Annotated in this window: 1 rRNA gene (cut by a window edge); it reads left to right on the top strand. The window is 57.4% G+C overall.

Going from position 1 to position 1,604, the window contains the following annotated elements:
- The first annotated feature begins 64 nt into the window (after positions 1-64).
- Positions 65-1,604, top strand: a 23S ribosomal RNA gene (locus ACF08D_RS31220); it runs 1,277 nt beyond the window's last position.

Consider the following 1,604-nt stretch of genomic DNA (forward strand, 5'->3'; position numbering starts at 1 on the left):
GAGTGGCAGGGTGATGGGTGGCTGGTCGTTGCTTGAGAACTGCACAGTGGACGCGAGCATCTGTGGCCAAGTTTTTAAGGGCGCACGGTGGATGCCTTGGCACCAGGAACCGATGAAGGACGTGGGAGGCCACGATAGTCCCCGGGGAGTCGTCAACCAGGCTTTGATCCGGGGGTTTCCGAATGGGGAAACCCGGCAGTCGTCATGGGCTGTCACCCGCTGCTGAACACATAGGCAGTGTGGAGGGAACGAGGGGAAGTGAAACATCTCAGTACCCTCAGGAAGAGAAAACAACCGTGATTCCGGGAGTAGTGGCGAGCGAAACCGGATGAGGCCAAACCGTATGCGTGTGAGACCCGGCAGGGGTTGCGCATGCGGGGTTGTGGGATCTCTCTTCTGTCGTCTGCCGGCGACAGGACGAGTCAGAAACCGTATGAGTAGGCGAAGGACATGCGAAAGGTCCGGCGTAGAGGGTAAGACCCCCGTAGCTGAAACTCATGCGGCTCGTTTGAGAGACACCCAAGTAGCACGGGGCCCGAGAAATCCCGTGTGAATCTGGCGGGACCACCCGCTAAGCCTAAATATTCCCTGGTGACCGATAGCGGATAGTACCGTGAGGGAATGGTGAAAAGTACCGCGGGAGCGGAGTGAAATAGTACCTGAAACCGTGTGCCTACAAGCCGTGGGAGCGTCGCACAGAGACTTGTCTCTGTGTCGTGACTGCGTGCCTTTTGAAGAATGAGCCTGCGAGTTTGCGGTGTGTTGCGAGGTTAACCCGTGTGGGGAAGCCGTAGCGAAAGCGAGTCCGAACAGGGCGATCTAGTAGCGCGCTCAAGACCCGAAGCGGAGTGATCTAGCCATGGGCAGGTTGAAGCGGAGGTAAGACTTCGTGGAGGACCGAACCCACCAGGGTTGAAAACCTGGGGGATGACCTGTGGTTAGGGGTGAAAGGCCAATCAAACTCCGTGATAGCTGGTTCTCCCCGAAATGCATTTAGGTGCAGCGTCGTGTGTTTCTTGCCGGAGGTAGAGCACTGGATAGGCGATGGGCCCTACCGGGTTACTGACCTTAGCCAAACTCCGAATGCCGGTAAGTGAGAGCGCGGCAGTGAGACTGTGGGGGATAAGCTCCATGGTCGAGAGGGAAACAGCCCAGAGCATCGACTAAGGCCCCTAAGCGTACGCTAAGTGGGAAAGGATGTGGAGTCGCAGAGACAACCAGGAGGTTGGCTTAGAAGCAGCCACCCTTGAAAGAGTGCGTAATAGCTCACTGGTCAAGTGATTCCGCGCCGACAATGTAGCGGGGCTCAAGCGTACCGCCGAAGTCGTGTCATTGCAGTACATACCCCCAACGGGGACTGTGATGGGTAGGGGAGCGTCGTGTGCCGGGTGAAGCAGCCGCGGAAGCGAGTTGTGGACGGTTCACGAGTGAGAATGCAGGCATGAGTAGCGATACACACGTGAGAAACGTGTGCGCCGATTGACTAAGGGTTCCTGGGTCAAGCTGATCTGCCCAGGGTAAGTCGGGACCTAAGGCGAGGCCGACAGGCGTAGTCGATGGACAACCGGTTGATATTCCGGTACCCGCTTTGAAACGCCCAGTAT

The organism is Streptomyces sp. NPDC015131 (genome assembly GCF_043079975.1).
Lineage (GTDB): Bacteria > Actinomycetota > Actinomycetes > Streptomycetales > Streptomycetaceae > Streptomyces.